Consider the following 15,601-nt stretch of genomic DNA (forward strand, 5'->3'; position numbering starts at 1 on the left):
GGATGAAACCATTGAATTCACAACGCTTAAATTCGCGCAAAGGCGCCTTTATGAAGGGCTTTACGCTTATCGAAATCATGATTGTAATTTTCATCATTGGAATGATCATGGCACTGGTTGCACCTAACATTATTGGCAGCCAGCAAGAAGCGGAGCTAAAAAAAGCTGCCATCGATATCCAACAGTTAGAAAATAGCTTGGAAATGTACAGACTGCGTACTAACCAGTTCCCCACCACCGAGCAGGGTCTAGAGGCCTTAGTCTCGATTCCAACCATTGAGCCTATTCCACGCAGCTATCCAGAAGGTGGCATCATCAAGCGCCTTCCACTTGACCCTTGGGGTAATGAGTACATCCTGTTAAGCCCAGGTGAAATTAACGCCGTAGACCTATACTCAATGGGACCCGATGGCCAAGACGGTACCGACGATGATATCGGCACTTGGAATATTAACGATTATCTACAATAGATGACTTCGCCCTCATCATGGGTTTGTCAGTAAGCTATGCAAATTCAATCTGCACATCACACCCAGCGAGGCTTTACACTGCTAGAGATTATACTAGTGGTGGCTTTGATGGGGCTGGTGGTCTCGGTAGTCAGCTTCAATGTATTTGATAGCGACCCAGAGCAAGGTGTAGAAGAAGAGACCCGCCGCCTACAAGTATTATTTGATATGGCCAGCGACTATGCGGTGCTCAATCAAAAGCAACTGGGCCTGCGCATTGACGATAAAAATGTTACTTATGAGTTTGTTGAACTAGACGAGCAACAAGAGTGGCAACCCATCGAATCTCAAGCTATTTTTGAACTCAAAGAACTCCCCGAATTTTACGAACTCGAACTTAGTTTAGATAATTTGCCTTGGCAAACCGACGATAGCCTTTTTGACACCGAAGTATTTGATGAGCAACTCAGCGTGAGCGATGAGGGCGTGGAAATTGGCAACGAAGAAGACGTTAAACCTCCCCCACCGCAAATTTTGATTTTATCGAGCGGTGAAAATACACCCTTCGAACTTAAAATAATATACGACGAGCCTTTTTCACAAAAACCTGCGTTTTATTTTTCATTGCTTGGTGAGGAGGTCCCGCCGCTTAAGCGAGAGGGGCCTGAGGTTTTATGAATACTCAGCATAACCAAGCATTCAACAAACAGCGCGGTTTTACCTTACTGGAGGTGATGGTCGCGGTCGCTATTTTTGCGCTAGCTGGGGCGGCTATCGTCAAAAGTACCGCAGAACATCTCAACGCAGTCACACTGCTTAAAAACATGACCTTTGCAACTTGGGTAGCCAACAACCAACTCACCGAAACCAGTATTCGCGCAAGCGTAACCTGGCCGCCTAAAAATGAACTCAAAGGCCAAAGTCAGATGTCAGACAACACTTGGTATTGGGAGCAAGTGGTTGAAAAAACACCTGACGACAACTTGCTGCAAGTCACTGTGACGGTGTATGAAGATGAAGAATTAAACAGCGCTATTACTAGTGTTACCACTTTTATGGCTAAGCAATAGTATGTTTATGCGCAGCTCGCCCCAACGCCGTTCGCTCACCACGCCAATGCCTGAGCACCTTGCTGGGCATGCGCAAGGTGGCTTTACCCTGATTGAATTGATTGTGGCTATCGCGATTTTTGCTTTAGTTGCCATTGCCACCAACCAAGTATTACAAAGCGTTAGTTCAAGTAGTGAGCTATCTGATAGTGAATTGGGACAATTGCAAACACTGCAACGCGCCATGTTGGTCATGGAGCGGGATTTCTCGCAAATTGTTGATCGGGTGCCGCGTTTACAAGGTCAAGAAAATGCGTTGATGATAGATGGCGGGGAGTTTGAATTTGAAAGCGATGCCGACGGCATTGGCTTTGTTCGCAGCGGCTGGCACAACCCCCAAATGATTTTGCCGCGAAGCTCACTTCAAAATGTGGTGTATCGCTTACAAGAAAACCAGCTGCAACGCTTACATACCAATTATGTCGACTCTGTGATTGGCACAGAACCTAGAATACGCGTTCTTCTAGAAAATGTAGAAGACTTACAAATTCAAGTTTTACGACAAGTCAGCGTCAGCGAAGAATTTGAATGGTCAGATGCTGTTGAAAGTACCGCATTGCCGCAAGCCATTCAGATCACCATTACATCGTCCCAATATGGCGAGTTTTCACGCATCTTTCAGGTGAGCTTATGAAAGGCGTTAGGCAAACCAATCAACGCGGCATAGCGCTAGTGGTAGTGCTATTAATTGTTGCACTCATCAGCATTTTAGCCACACAAATGGCCGGACGCTTGCAGCTTAACGTGGTGCGCGCACAGAATATCAAAGAGAACAATCAAGCCTATTGGTATGCTCTAGGCGCCGAAGAGTTTGCGCGCAGTTCTTTAAGTACCCTTAGCACCTTAAGCCCTGACAACACCAACTTAAGTCAGCCCTGGGCGCAAGTGTTTGAATATCCGGTACTTGGCGGAAGCATTAAAGCCGAACTTTACGATATGCAGTCATGTTTTAACCTAAACGCCATCAACTCAACGTTCGACCCATCCCAACAAGGTGAGCCTGAGGGTGAAGAGCAAGAGATCCAAGGCGTGCCAACTGAACCGCCAACGCCACCAACACCGACGCAACCTGAAAATGGTCGCTCCTTTAGCCAACAAGCATTTTTTAACTTGGCAGAAATGCTCATAAACGATAATTTCACTGCCGACACCATCACCGACTCGTTAAGCGATTGGATAGACCCTGACGACCGCCCGTCTAATTTTGGTGCTGAGGATATCGATTATGAATCGCGGGTATCCCCTTATTTAGCAGCCAACAGCCCTATGTCGAGTAAAACCGAATTGCGCCTGGTAAACGGTATTGGAGAGGGACTGCAAGACCAGTGGTTGGCCAATTTGCTTCCCTTAGTATGTGTCATTCCTGAGACCTCGCTTAAACTTAACGTCAATACCGTCAAAGAAGAGCACGCGCATGTGTTAGCCGCGGTGCTGGGTGACACCCTGCAAAGCGCACAAGCGATAATCTCTAATAGACCCCCCGAAGGTTATGCTAATCTTGACGAATTCAAACGTTTACCCGCAGTCACAGCGCTTAATTTACAACCAGAACAGCTAGATTGGTTTGCGGTTAACACAAAATACTTTAAGCTTAGTACCACAGCACAATACAACAACGCACAATTTAAGCTAAACACACTGTTTAGCGTAGACGGTGGAACAGTAACGGTGATAAGACGTGAATTTGGAGGCTTTTAATTCGTGCAACGTTTAATACTTAGATTAGGTTGTGACCTTCACGCCCCGGTGCAGTGGTTGGTATACAGTGAACAAGATCAAGAAATTATTGCCTCCGGTGAGCTTAGCAATGCGCTAAATCTATCTCAGCTGAGCGAACATGCAAATAACAGTGAAGTGATTGCACTCGCCCCGTGTTCTGAAGTATTGATCACTCAGGTGACGCTTCCGGCTAACGCTTCTCGAAAAGCGCTGGGCGCAATTGCGTTTATGCTAGAAGAAGACATTTGCTCAGATATTAATAATCACTTTTTTGCACTCGGACCGCGCGAGGGTGATTTACAAAGTGTTGCAGTGGTCGCTAAAGACACGCTTAGCATGTGGCAACAGGCATTTAAAGATGCCGATATCTTTTGCCAAACAATGGTGCCAGACGCACTGGCATTGCCTCATATCGACAATACGCTATCACTGGTACAGTTAGGTGATGACATTATTGCCCGCAGCGGTGCTTCGCAAGGGGTAAGCGGCGAGGCTGACTGGCTACTGCCTATTTTAGCGAAGCAAGCACAAGACAATGAGCAAGAGATTAAATGCTTCACCGAAATTGACGCCGCGCAAGCCTTGCCCACTGAGACAACCAGCGCCGATTACAGTGACTTACCTTTGTTAATGATGTTGAACAATATAAGCGCGCAAAGCCTTAACTTGTTTCAGCAAGATTATGCAGTGAAGCGCGAGGGCAATCCGCATTGGCAAAAGTGGAAAGTCGCAGCCATCCTTGCGGCAGTCGCTTTAACCACTAATATTTTTGTCAAAACCCTGGAGCTAAACAGCATTAAGGCGCAGCGCAGTGAGCTAAGTACCCAAATCAGCGACACCGTTGCACGAGGCTTCCCTGATATCGGGCAATATCGTCAAGCCCGCCAAGCAGTAGAGCGAGAAATGAGGCGCCTAGAGCAGGCAGGCGGTGGCTTGAGTATGCTGGCCATTTTGTCGCAAATGAGCGATGCCTTTGCAAGTTCAGGCGTCACGCCACAAACCTTGCGCTTTGATGCCAGTCGCACCGAGTTGCGCATGCAGTCGGTCGCAAATAATTTTGAATCTCTTGAGCGCTTTAGACGCGATCTACAGTCCCTCGGCTTTGCGGTAGACCAAGGTGCAATCAATAATCAAGGCGATCAGGTCGTGGGCGTGATTGTGGTGAAAGGATAACTTCATGAAGCAGATGCAAGCAGCAAAAAATTGGTTGAATCAGCTTTCCCCTCGAGAGCGAGTATTAGTATATATCGCCGCTGGAGTCACGGTTATCGTGTTGTTTTACTTCCTGTTATGGGCACCATTAAACAACGCACTAAAAACCCAATCGCTGGCCCTAGAAAACGACCAGAAATTATTATTATGGGTACAAGAACAATCAGCCAGAGCGCAATTATTAAGAAGCTCAGGTCAGGTAAATCAGTTTAATGGCTCACTCACACAATTAGTAAACCAGACCACTCGTGCGGCAAATATATCGGTATCTCGCATGCAGCCCCAAGATGACGAGCTACAAATTTGGATAGACCGCGTTGAGTTTAATACGCTTATGCAATGGCTTAATGGTTTAGAACAGCGCGGAGTTGTGGTTTTACAGTCTGATTTTAGCCAAACCACAGATGATGGCTTTGTGCAGGTCAGGCGTCTTCAATTAGGTAGTGCATAACATGAAAACTTGGCAGTGGATTGTTTTTGTCCTTATTAGTTATCTTGTGTTTCTGATTGCTTATTTTCCGGCATCCTACGTAGCAGCGCAAATACATGCCCAGACCAACCAGCAAGTCAATTTAATGCAGGTAACCGGTACGCTATTTAATGGCAAAGCCGCAGCGATAGAGGCAAATGGCTTTAGGGTAAATAACATTGAATGGTCCCTTAACCCTTTAAGCTTGTTGCTCTTAAACGCAGAAGTATCGTTAAAAGGCGGCGCCATTCGAGACAGCGAGCAAATATATGTAGACGGTGAGGCGAGTGTGAATCTGCTGTCAGTTGATTCGTTTTCTCTCACCGATACGCAAATATTTGTTCCCGCAAAGGCTGTGCTTTCACAATTTAAATTACCGGTGGCAGTTACAGCAAATGGTCGCTTTCGCGTTAATATTGATCAACTTGAAATGACACCAACATGCACTTTATTACAAGGTACAGGAGCATGGCTCAATGCTGAGGTCGACACCCCTCAACAAGCCGTCAACCTCGGCAGTTTTAACGCCGACTTAAGCTGCCAAGAAGGTGATTTAACCGTAAGCATCAATGAAGGTAATAACTTGCAGCTAACCGGCTTGATTGTCGTGGATAGCACGGGTAAGTACAGCATCAATGGTCAGTTTTTACCTAACGACGAACTGCCTAGCGTCATCAGACGAGCCGCAGACAGCTTTTTCCAGCGCAACGGCCAAGGTTTTTACCAGATACGGCTTTAGTTAGTGCATCTTAAGAGGCATAGACACCTCGCTAACATCATACAAATGAGGCTGTGCAAACACGCTAAGCGCTAATACTGTTGCGCTTTGATAAATACTCAAGCGTGTCTCAATCCCTTGCGTGAGTTGACCTATGGCGCCACCTTTTTGCTTAATATTATGCGTATTAAAAAGCGCATCCATCGCATCTCCAAGCTCTAGACCTTCCAACAAGCTTTGATAAATACTCAATGGCAAAGGTAGCGAAGCGGTTTGCCCGTAGACCAATGAATCTTGATCTGAAATACACACAACAGCAAAGGTTTTAGGACCATCTTCAAATACGTCGACGCCGCCCTCATAAGCGATGTAATAATCGGCCGGTGTTTCATAGCTATTCACAACGCGATTATGCGCGCCTTCTCGCGTTTGTTCATAGCTCATGGGCTGATCAGGCACTCCTGAGTCGGCATCTACCTCCACAATCTTAATATCACACTGTGGAAAAACCGCGCTAAATGCCTGTCGCGCCGCCTCGACCTTTACAGGATTATGAGAAGCAACCGCAACTGTGAGCGGCCCTGTTTTTTCATTGTTCATGCTGCATACCTTAATGATCTGCTTGTAAAAGTGACACTATCGCTTACGCACCTTGGAAGTTATCTTGAATAATGGAGTCGATAATCTCTAAATAATTATTGGTACTAGGGTGACCCACAATGGCATTTTCTTCCTTTTCGCTATCTGGATTGGTGATCCCCAATGTATAGGCAATACCAAACTCCTTTGCCGCATCTAAAATTCGCTGACTGTCGTCCACAAATAAAGTGTGTTTAGGGTCAAAATCCAGATGCTCTTGCAGGCGCTGCCACAAAACTTGCGACTCTTTACTCACGCCAAACTGATGGGTAGAAATGAGCGTGTCGATGTGCGTATCAAGCTGGGTTTTTTCAATTTTTAACGACAAGCTACCAGGGTGCGCATTAGTCACCAAAACCACTTCGCGCTGACTATGTTTTAAAGCGTCTAGAAAAGGAATAGCGTCGTCACGCATACGGATAAGATGCATTAATTCTCGCTTAGCAGAAATGATGTCTAAGTCGAGCTTTTCAGCCCAATAATCCAAACAATACCATTGAATTTGGCCATGCACCTCAGCGTAGTTTTCAGCCATCTCTTGATAGCAGGCTTCAAGGGAGCGTCCGGTCTTTTCGGCCAGTTTTTTAGGTATATGATCCACCCAAAAATGATTGTCAAAAGTCAGATCTAAAAGTGTGCCGTCCATATCCAGCAAAACCGTTTCTATCTTATGCCAGGGTAACAGTGCCAATCGTTGTTCCTTATGCTAATGTTAACTATCATTTAAGTGGTAGTGTATCTTGTGTTGGTTGAATGAGTAAAATTAATCCTAATAAAAAATTGCCGGTTATCAATAAGGCCACGACGGTCGCAAAAAGTCGCTTCTTTAAAATTGAGCAGGTTGACCTAACGTTTAGCAATGGCGCGAGCCGCGAATTTGAGCGCATGGCAGGCTCTGGTCGTGGCGCAGTGATGATTGTGCCCTTAATTGATGATGACACCATGCTACTTATTCGTGAATATGCCGCAGGTACGCACTCCTATCAGCTTGGCTTTCCAAAAGGGTTAATAGACGCTGGTGAGACACCTTTTGAAGCAGCCAACCGTGAATTACAAGAAGAAGTTGGATACAAAGCAACGGATATCGAAGCCCTGCAACAAGTCTGGATGGCTCCTACGTTTTTTAATGCCGCAATGGATATTTTAATCGCTAAAGGCTTAACCGAAAGCAGGTTGGAAGGCGATGAACCCGAAGAGCTAGAGGTGGTACCATGGCCAATTGCTAATGTTGATGAACTGCTCGCCAGACCCGACTTTGGTGAAGCGCGAAGCATTGCTGCTTTGTTATTGTTGCAACGGTGGAGGGCAGCACAATGATGACAAAATCCATTGACGAACTCTTAGAGATTGCCAAAGATGTAGCGGTGAAGGCCGGCGTCGAGGTGCTTGATATTTACGATAAAGGCGACTTTGAAACCTTTGAAAAGGAAGATGAGTCACCAGTGACAAGCGCAGACTATCGCGCCAACGAAATCATCACCGAAGCGCTCACAAGGCTCACCCCCAATATCCCCATCATGTCGGAAGAAACCGAAATACCCGCATTAGAAGATAGGCAAGCATGGACACGCTATTGGCTAATCGACCCTATTGATGGCACGCAAGAGTTCGTCGCTCGAAGCGGTGACTTTACAATCAATATTGCGTTAATTGAAAGACACAAGCCCGTGATAGGCGTGATTTATTGGCCATGCGGAGAATCACTGTATTTTGCCAGTAAAGGTCAGGGCGCTTACAAACGTTGTCAGGTAGAAACCAAGCCTATCGGCGTGCGCAACTTTGGCGTGCCCAGCGAAGATGTGATCATGATTGCGATTAGCCGCAGGCAATCACGCGAGCGCGTGCTAGAGCGCTTATCGCAAAAACGAAAGTATCAAACCCTACCTACCGGTTCATGCTCGTTAAAAGCCTGTTTTATTGCCGAAGGTAAAGCCGACGTATTTATGCGCTTAGGGGTAACCGGTGAGTGGGACACCGGAGCATCACAATGCATCATCAACGAAGCCGGCGGACAGATTAAAGCAGCAACCTTTGACGAGCTCAGCTATAACAAGCGCGAAGAAGTGACTAATCCAGATTTTATTGTATTGGGTGATCAACGGGTCGATTGGCACAGTATAATTCAGTATAAATAACGTAAATTAGGTGAATTCAAACATGGGTAAGTTCTCAAAACGTGTAAAGTCAGTGTTGATGATGTCTTTGATGTGCGCGGCGCCTTTCGCCATGGCGGATTATCAATTAGAAACGGTAAGCAGCTCCGTTAACTTCTTATCTACGAAAAACGTTAACGTAACAGAAAGTCACACCTTCGATAAATTTAATGGCACCATCACAGAAGACGGTCAGCTAGTATTAGTCGTTGATCTCGCCTCTGTGAATACCATTATTCCTATTCGTAACGAGCGCATGAAGAATATGTTGTTTGACGTCGCGCAATTCTCGCAAGCGCGCTTTACAGCAAAGCTAGATGAAGCGCTACTCAACTTAAGCCCTGGCGAAAGAAAAATAGCCACTGTTGAAGGCGAGCTAAGCTTAACCGGTGTAACCGAGCAAATAAGCTTTGATGTAGTAGTAACTGGTTTAGCCAACGGCCAGCTCTCTGCTGCCACGGTAAAACCCACCGTGATTAACGCGGCCGACTTCAACCTAGAAGGCGGTGTAGAAGCACTAAGAGAAATAGCCATGCTACAAAACATTTCACTCGCTGTGCCTTTTTCATTTTATGTGGTGTTTAACAACAACTAGCTTTGCTTCATTACTTGGTGGGATGGCTTCACTAATTTTGCCGTCCTACTAAGTGTTTAACATGTGAAAGCTTAGCACCTTACATTTGAGACGAGCATGTACCAATCGTTTAAGCGTTTCCAACAAGAGTTTATGCTATTAAGGAGCAAACACAGAGTCGCCGGCTCTATATTTTTGTTTTTTACACTCCTAGGCATCACCTTTACTTGTAATCAAATAGCAATACACATCTTTGGCGTGACAGATACTTATTTTGAAAGCCTGATAGCGCAAATAATACTTCCTCTGTTCTTAACAATCGCTACATATCCGAAAAAACATTCTTCTAAGCATCCGATGCGCTAGCACTCGTTCCTAAATGCGCGAGTAAAAATTGCTTCACGTTTTTGCGCTTATGTTCGGATATCTGTTACGTGGACTGACAAGAGAAAGCTCTGAGTTAGCTAAATCTTCATTAGGCAATAGCCGCACTAAATCGCCGTTTACAAGACTTTCTGTACACATGAAATCTAGTGATGGCTGAGGATCGCGCGCTGATTGGGTAATAAAGGGAAACGATGTCTCGTCAAAAAGCATTTCAATACTCCCGCCAAAGTGCTCAATACACTCGCGCGGGCAATTTGCTTTCAAACAACTTTTACTCTAAGTTAATGTAGATAAATTACCCAGTAAAGTCAGTAAAAAGAGGGAATAGGATGATGAACTTGAGAAAGGATGCTTTAGTTAACCACTTTTTCGTGGCTTGCTTTTTATTTTTGTTCAACTCTCAATTCGCATTAGCACAAGAGGTCCAGTCTCAACAAGGCGATGATAACCCGCCGCCTGCACCCGCAAATATTGAAGAACTACTCAATGAAATTGAGACGCTGCGAGAGTTTCATGCAATTCCTGGTATCAGCCTAGCCATCATCAACAATAACGAAACGGTTTATCAAGGCGCTTTAGGCTTAGCCAATCAGGAGTTGGCGCAAGATGCTGACCAAGACACATTGTTTCGCATCGGCTCAGTGTCGAAGATGTTTGTGGGTATTGCCGCCCTTCAGCTTGTAGAGCAAGGCAAACTAGACTTACAAACCCCCGTTAAAGATTTAGCGCCGGATATTGCCTTTACCAATCCCTATAGCGCCAGTCATCCCGTGCGAGTGATTCACCTATTGCAGCACACAGCAGGATGGGACGACATTCATCTGGTGGAATTTGCGCAAAACGATCCCACCCCGGTGACGCTTAAACAAGCACTAGACTTTCACCCAAAATCGCGCATATCTCGTTGGCCTCCGGGCGAGCGTATGTCCTATTCAAACTCTGGGCATGCCGTGGTGGCCTATATTATTCAAAAAATCACCAGTATGGATTTTGAAGACTACGTTAAAGAACATATATTCTCATCGCTAGGCATGCAAACCGCTACCTATCGGCAAGTCAATGATGGCAGTGCTGCTACTCTTTACGCAAACAAACAACCTGTAGAGTATTGGCATATAGGGCTAAGACCATCGGGGGCGGTGAATGCCTCAGCAGTGGATATGGCAAATTTTTTATCATTCCTTGTCAATGGCAAAAGCGCCATTGAACGGCCTGTTATAACACCAAACAGCCTACGCTTAATGGAAACGCCTGCAAGCACGCTAGCGGCTAAAGCTGGCATGCGCAGCGGTTATGGTATTGCAAACTACACGTCTTTTTCGCATGGATTGATGCTACACGGTCACAACGGGGGCGTAAACGGCGGGTTAAGCGAGCTTGTGTATTCACATGAGCATGGCGTGGGATATTATATTGCCATCAACTCCGATGCCTTCATGGGCCTTTCAGAAGTTGCAGCGGTGATTAAAGATTACCTACTTGATTCGATAGCTTCGCCGGCGCCACCTAAAGCTCACACAATAAACAGTGATGCTGCACAGCGCTATTCAGGCTACTACATGCCAACTAATCCCCGCCAAGAAATGACGCGTTTTGTAGAGCAAGTTACCGGCGTCATAAAGGTTCAGCTAAAAGAAGACACACTCCAGTCAGGAAGCTTCAGCTATGTTGCAGTCACCGACCAACTGTTTCGCAAATCTGAAAATGCGGTGGCAAATGTGGCGCTCCTAGAAGATGCCAATGGCGAGGCGATTCAAATTGGTGCTCAGCATTTTCAAAAAATTTCACCGCTGCGCCATTACCTACAACAGTTCTTTTTATGGGCTTTATTAGCCTTCGTTGGCCTGCATTTGCTTTGGTTTTTTTGGTGGATGGGCCGCCGCTATCTTGGCAAAAGTACAGGCTCCGCGTCTCTACAAATTAAACTGTGGCCGTTTTTGGCAAGCCTGAGTCTATTCGTTTTCTTTATCGCCATGATTTTTGCTCAAATGAACGATGTATTGACCTTACTTGGTAATCCAAGTGTTGCGTCAATTACCATGATGCTTGCTACCTATGGATTTGCTGTAGCATCGGTTATTGCGCTCGTTCAAAATGTGCGACTATTTAAAAAGGATACTCACTGGTTTAGCAAATATGCCTGTTTATTCAGTAGCGCAGTGTTTTTTGTATGCACCATTTACTTTGCCTATTTTGGCGTTATTGGTTTACGGACGTTTGCTTAGAGCGATGTAAAATACGCATGGAACAATTAAATATATCGACTTCATAAAGCCGGAGTCACATTGTATGTAGAGATTGAGTGTGTTTATCTTATGAGCACAAGCGCATAGCTTATGTCTTGATTTTGCCGCCGCCTAAGTCTCTGCACCTTTTAAATAAAGAAAACAGCAAAGGATTCGCTCATGGACAACAACATACTACGGTTTACGACCCATCTAGCGTCAAAAACGCCTGCCTCATTATATCAAAACAGTAAAGTGCGCTTTCAAAGGCTCCTGTTGCTTCCGACCTTAGCTTTGATGTGTATCTCGCTTAGTGCTTGTTTAGCAGAGCCTGAAGAAACTAAAAGCGCAAACGCCGAACAAAGCCCATATGCTAGTCAGATAGCCCAATTGTTTGCAGAATATGATGACTTAACTGCACCAGGTGCAGCCGTTGCGGTAGTCAAAGATGGGCAGACGATATTTTCAAAAGGATATGGCAGCGCCAACCTTGAGTACGACATTCCCGTCTCGCCCTCCACTGTGTTTCACATTGCGTCGGTCTCAAAACAATTTACGGTCTTTTCAATTTTGCTCTTAGCAGAAGAAGGCAAACTAAGTTTTGATGATGACGTTCGCAAATACATCCCCGAAGTACCCGATTTTGGTGAAGTGATTACGCTGCGTCATCTTGCTTCGCACACCAGCGGCCTTCGCGACCAATGGAGTCTACTCGTCATGGCAGGATGGCGGTTTGACGATGTCATTACCAAAGAACATATTATGAAGCTCGTAGAAAAACAAAAAGAACTTAATTTTAAGCCCGGCGAAGAGTATTTGTATTCCAATACAGGCTTCACCTTGCTTGCAGAAGTTGTCGCCCGCGTGAGTGAGCAAACCTTTGCAGAATTTACTCAAGACAAAATTTTTGCCCCACTAGGCATGGACAGCACCCTTTTTTATGATGATCACCAAAAAATCGTGAAAAACCGCGCTTATTCATATGCGCCTAATGAAGATGGCTATCAAAAAACCGTGCTTAGCTATGCCAATGTTGGCGCAACCAGCTTATTTACCACGGTAGAAGATTTAAGCCTATGGGCGATGAATTTTGAAAACGTCAAAGTAGGTAGCGAAAGTTTAATTGAAGAAATGAATACCCTTGCGGTGCTCAACAACGGCGAGACCTTTGGAGGCGCTTACGGCCAGTTTGTGAGTCAGCACAAGGGATTAGAGTATATTCAACATGGCGGCGCCGATGCTGGTTATCGTACTTTCTTTGCGCGCTTCCCTGAGCAAGGTCTTGCAGTCTCGGTCTTTAATAATGTCGCCACTGCCAACCCGCGCAATTTGGCGTTAGGCGTTGCTGATATATTCCTAGAAGACGCTTTGACTTCGTCAGCAGATATGGAACAGGCCAATGCACAGTCAGGCAAAACTAAAGCTGTTGAGCTTATCGAACTCGATGAAGCGACTTTGGCTACATTTGAAGGTCACTACTGGAATGAAGATGGCGCATATTCTCGTCAAATGTATATCCAAGACGGCGTACTGATGTATTCACGAGGCGGCGAGAACGAGAGCCCATTGGGACCAATTTCTAATGACACATTTAAGATGCTCGAAGTCGATGTGGATTTGTATGTCCAATTTGATACCCAAAGCACGCCCAATCAAATGATCGTCACCGAAGGTGATGAAGCCCCCACAATATCTATCGCCTACGAGCCGTTAATGGGCACTGAAGAGAACTTAGCCGAGTATGCCGGCACGTATTATAGCGACGAGCTCAGCACATCATATGAATTAATCCCAGGTGAAAGCGAAATTGTGTTTAGGCACAGCCGACACAGTGATGTGTCTATCACCCCGATTAAAGACAATATGTTTACATCTGAGCAGTGGGTGTTAAACAGCGTACGTTTTGAGCGAGATGAAAACAACTCAGTAACGGGCATGCGCGTTACCAATGGACGCGTCAGAAATCTGTATTTTGAACGCCGCTAGCGCAATCTAAATAAGTTCAAGAAAACAGCCCTTGGCCTAGAGAGGGGCGCTGACATACGTGCAGTGCCTTCAATTTGCGACTCGTGACTCGCTTATTAGCTTGCGCAGCATGTTTGTGCCACTCCACTCATAAAATGAGTTCCCCAATAAAGTGCTCAAATGGGCACCTTAACAAGACAACCCCTTTTTAATGTAACTTTTTTAGAGCATTATCATAATGTGCACCTAACTTAAATTTAGATAAGGACGTTAGGAAAGACAATAATATATACTTTGGCTCACTTTTTACTAAGTGACTGACTGGCTCATGTGGCGCAGATAGCAGACGAATCTATTCACTGAATTCGATACAAGCAATGCGTCAATAAAAGCACCACCACGCTATTTGAAACATCAACAGCGTCATCCTTGGAGCAGTTTCCGGACGGTCACCTTTTTTGGGTTTTGCGATATTATGCTTGTTTTTAATCAGCGGTAATATGCTGCAACAGCAGAGATTAAACAAATTTAACACACGTCATCTGAGCCTTACTTCAATAACTAACCTATAATAAAGTCAAGAAAAGAGCAAAACTCTTTTATGCTCTTAGAAAATAGTGACATTAAGATGAAAAACAACTCAATCTTTTTATTGGTTTTAGCTACATTTACCATCTTATTTAACAATGCGATAGCGCAAACTGACGATATCGGCTTCACCTACATCGAAGGAGGAATTATCGGTGGCTTTGTCAACGACATAGAGACATCCGGAGCAGTCATGGGAAGTGACCCTTTAGACGTAGAGAGTGATGCCGATGGTGGTGGTTTTATTGGCGGTGCATGGCAGTTTAATAATCAAATGCATCTATTTGGTGAGTATGCATCTCTAGGCCAAGAACTGGAAATCCGCAACGACATAAACACTGTTACAGGTGAGTATGATGTGGTGCGTTGGCGCATTGGGGTCGGTTATCAATACAATGTCTCGGAAACATTGGCTTACTATGGTCGCCTGAGTCTTGACCAGCTAGAGTTAAAGGATGCAAGCGTTGCAGGTTTTAACATTGATATTGACGCAGACGATAACGGGGTCGGGTCAGAGGTAGGTGTTATCTGGGCAGCAACACCAACATTTCATCTTCAAGGTCATGCGCGTTATACCGCAGTTGGGGATGTCGCCTCTGGTGGTTCTGACCCCTTCGAAACAGATATCCTGCTCGGCGTGAACGCACGTTGGAACGTCCGTCCCAACATTGCACTGGTAACAGGCTACGAGTTAGGAAAAATCACAACGTTGAATGTAGGCGTACGTTTTGCTTTTTAATTGTCAATCAAAATCCTCCAGAGGACTCGTTTGTGGCAAAAATGTTTGTCAAACTTAATGCTCGAATGACCGCATCACGCCCTGAGTCATTCAACAAATTGGCTCTGGCTTTATAACAATGAGCGGCCTAATATGGCGATTGGTGGCGTACCACCCAAGCAATTTTTAGATGCAGCTTAATAAAATTCTACGAATAACTGCTGTTTAAAATGGGGGGATTACACTGTCACCCAATGAATTTGTGGCACAGATAGAAAATGAACATTGCGAATTCATCTAGCAAGTGGACCTAATATCGGGGACCGGTCAGTAATTGGAAATCTCATCAATTGCGTTTTTCTTTACTCTTGCAGCAGTAAATGGAGCCTAGGGCAATTTTAGATGGGGAATGGCAATGAGGACAAAGATTGGCGTCAACTAATTGAGTGGGCAGAATAGTAACTGGCTAGACCGAGAAGCCACTTTTGTATATTTTGTATTCACAAAGACAAAAGGATTTATATCAGATGAAGCAAACATTTTTTTCAAATTCATCCATAGCTGTCTCCAAGTATGAAGCGGCCACGCCAAAGTGGGTTCACGCATGATTCTGCGGCGCCTCACTAAGCATTTACGCGAACAGGACTGGTTTGCGGTCTTCCTCGATTTTTTCATT

General features: G+C 45.2%; 17 protein-coding genes. 14 read left to right on the plus strand and 3 right to left on the minus strand.

Annotated features, from left to right (window positions below; translation table 11 throughout):
• The first annotated feature begins 2 nt into the window (after positions 1-2).
• Genes gspG through KJ365_RS10980 form a run of 8 tightly spaced genes read left to right on the plus strand, consistent with a single transcriptional unit; the run spans position 3 to position 5,697 of the window.
• The gene (gene gspG / locus KJ365_RS10945) at positions 3-470 is read left to right on the plus strand and encodes a type II secretion system major pseudopilin GspG (protein WP_284731280.1); all 468 of its coding nucleotides are present in this window, start codon (positions 3-5) and stop codon (positions 468-470) included.
• A 36-nt stretch (positions 471-506) separates the two neighbouring features.
• Positions 507-1,127: a type II secretion system minor pseudopilin GspH gene (gene gspH / locus KJ365_RS10950; RefSeq protein WP_214451693.1), complete on the plus strand. Its 621-nt coding sequence runs from the start codon at positions 507-509 to the stop codon at positions 1,125-1,127.
• Entirely contained in the window at positions 1,124-1,519 is a 396-nt protein-coding gene (gene gspI, locus KJ365_RS10955) for a type II secretion system minor pseudopilin GspI (RefSeq protein ID WP_214451694.1), read from the plus strand. Before gspH ends, gspI begins: the two co-directional genes overlap by 4 nt.
• A 1-nt stretch (position 1,520) precedes the next feature.
• Positions 1,521-2,192: a type II secretion system minor pseudopilin GspJ gene (gene gspJ, locus KJ365_RS10960; RefSeq protein WP_250884162.1), complete on the plus strand. Its 672-nt coding sequence runs from the start codon at positions 1,521-1,523 to the stop codon at positions 2,190-2,192.
• Entirely contained in the window at positions 2,189-3,256 is a 1,068-nt protein-coding gene (gene gspK, locus KJ365_RS10965) for a type II secretion system minor pseudopilin GspK (protein ID WP_214451695.1), read from the plus strand. Before gspJ ends, gspK begins: the two co-directional genes overlap by 4 nt.
• Before the next feature lie 3 nt (positions 3,257-3,259).
• Positions 3,260-4,450: a type II secretion system protein GspL gene (gene gspL / locus KJ365_RS10970; RefSeq protein ID WP_214451696.1), complete on the plus strand. Its 1,191-nt coding sequence runs from the start codon at positions 3,260-3,262 to the stop codon at positions 4,448-4,450.
• 4 nt (positions 4,451-4,454) lie between these two features.
• Positions 4,455-4,940: a type II secretion system protein M gene (locus tag KJ365_RS10975; RefSeq protein WP_250884163.1), complete on the plus strand. Its 486-nt coding sequence runs from the start codon at positions 4,455-4,457 to the stop codon at positions 4,938-4,940.
• A 1-nt stretch (position 4,941) separates the two neighbouring features.
• Complete coding sequence (locus tag KJ365_RS10980; protein ID WP_214451697.1) at positions 4,942-5,697, plus strand: type II secretion system protein N; 756 nt, start codon at positions 4,942-4,944, stop codon at positions 5,695-5,697.
• On the opposite strand, the gene yjjX is transcribed toward KJ365_RS10980, so the two are convergent.
• The gene (gene yjjX / locus KJ365_RS10985; RefSeq protein ID WP_214451698.1) at positions 5,698-6,276 is read right to left on the minus strand and encodes an inosine/xanthosine triphosphatase; all 579 of its coding nucleotides are present in this window, start codon (positions 6,274-6,276) and stop codon (positions 5,698-5,700) included. It lies immediately after the preceding gene.
• 43 nt (positions 6,277-6,319) lie between these two features.
• Positions 6,320-7,006, minus strand: coding sequence for a GMP/IMP nucleotidase (gene yrfG, locus KJ365_RS10990; protein WP_214451699.1), 687 nt, complete (start codon positions 7,004-7,006; stop codon positions 6,320-6,322).
• 62 nt (positions 7,007-7,068) lie between these two features.
• Between yrfG and nudE the strand changes: the two genes are divergently transcribed.
• The 3 genes from nudE to KJ365_RS11005 are packed head-to-tail and all read left to right on the plus strand — an operon-like array spanning position 7,069 to position 9,063.
• Positions 7,069-7,632 carry an ADP compounds hydrolase NudE gene (gene nudE / locus KJ365_RS10995; RefSeq protein ID WP_214451700.1) on the plus strand — a complete coding sequence of 188 codons (564 nt, stop codon included), beginning with the start codon at positions 7,069-7,071 and terminating at the stop codon, positions 7,630-7,632.
• On the plus strand, positions 7,629-8,450 hold the full coding sequence (gene cysQ, locus KJ365_RS11000) for a 3'(2'),5'-bisphosphate nucleotidase CysQ (RefSeq protein ID WP_214451701.1): 822 nt from the start codon (positions 7,629-7,631) through the stop codon (positions 8,448-8,450). Before nudE ends, cysQ begins: the two co-directional genes overlap by 4 nt.
• 22 nt (positions 8,451-8,472) lie before the next feature.
• A complete protein-coding gene (locus tag KJ365_RS11005; RefSeq protein ID WP_214451702.1) occupies positions 8,473-9,063 on the plus strand; it encodes a YceI family protein in 591 nt (196 codons plus the stop codon).
• A gap of 378 nt (positions 9,064-9,441) precedes the next feature.
• Here KJ365_RS11005 and KJ365_RS11010 read toward each other — a convergent pair whose 3' ends face one another.
• Positions 9,442-9,693: a type 2 periplasmic-binding domain-containing protein gene (locus tag KJ365_RS11010; protein ID WP_214451703.1), complete on the minus strand. Its 252-nt coding sequence runs from the start codon at positions 9,691-9,693 to the stop codon at positions 9,442-9,444.
• A gap of 74 nt (positions 9,694-9,767) precedes the next feature.
• On the opposite strand from KJ365_RS11010, the gene KJ365_RS11015 reads away from it, so the two are divergent.
• The 3 genes from KJ365_RS11015 (at position 9,768) to KJ365_RS11025 (ending at position 14,946) form a co-directional block, all read left to right on the plus strand.
• The gene (locus KJ365_RS11015; RefSeq protein WP_214451704.1) at positions 9,768-11,654 is read left to right on the plus strand and encodes a serine hydrolase domain-containing protein; all 1,887 of its coding nucleotides are present in this window, start codon (positions 9,768-9,770) and stop codon (positions 11,652-11,654) included.
• A gap of 180 nt (positions 11,655-11,834) precedes the next feature.
• The gene (locus KJ365_RS11020) at positions 11,835-13,640 is read left to right on the plus strand and encodes a serine hydrolase domain-containing protein (RefSeq protein WP_214451705.1); all 1,806 of its coding nucleotides are present in this window, start codon (positions 11,835-11,837) and stop codon (positions 13,638-13,640) included.
• A gap of 580 nt (positions 13,641-14,220) precedes the next feature.
• Positions 14,221-14,946, plus strand: coding sequence for an outer membrane beta-barrel protein (locus KJ365_RS11025; RefSeq protein WP_250884164.1), 726 nt, complete (start codon positions 14,221-14,223; stop codon positions 14,944-14,946).
• The last annotated feature ends 655 nt before the right edge of the window (positions 14,947-15,601 follow it).

The sequence above is a fragment of the Glaciecola sp. XM2 genome, from assembly GCF_018595715.1.
GTDB lineage: Bacteria > Pseudomonadota > Gammaproteobacteria > Enterobacterales > Alteromonadaceae > Glaciecola.